The sequence below is a fragment of the Lysinibacillus sp. GbtcB16 genome (assembly GCF_019091145.1).
Taxonomy (GTDB): Bacteria; Bacillota; Bacilli; order Bacillales_A; family Planococcaceae; genus Lysinibacillus; species Lysinibacillus fusiformis.
The window spans coordinates 1-230 of the sequence record NZ_JAGXJV010000961.1 but is presented as its reverse complement, the minus strand read 5'-3'; the positions used below and the strand labels follow the sequence as shown (position 1 = coordinate 230).

1 protein-coding gene is annotated in these 230 nt (G+C 42.2%); it reads right to left on the bottom strand.

The genetic code is table 11. The features are described from left to right. Positions 1-230 (bottom strand): AMP-binding protein (locus KVT27_RS26450; RefSeq protein ID WP_369009681.1); only part of this gene is annotated, 230 nt, incomplete at both ends.

Here is a 230-nt window from a genome sequence, read left to right as displayed (position 1 = left end):
GTGTTAATAAACTACCTACTTCGCCCGGTTGTACATCGTTGTCATTTTCATCAACAACTCGTACTTCATCGAGTGCAGACATCGGTCTACCTTGTGTATGAATAATAATTTCTTCCGGATCGTCTAATCTTGTATAGTTCACTAATCCTTCCGCCATACCGAATACTTGCTGTAACGTACTTCCAAATGCAGGACGTATACGTTTTGCACCCGCAGCGCTAAACTTACCA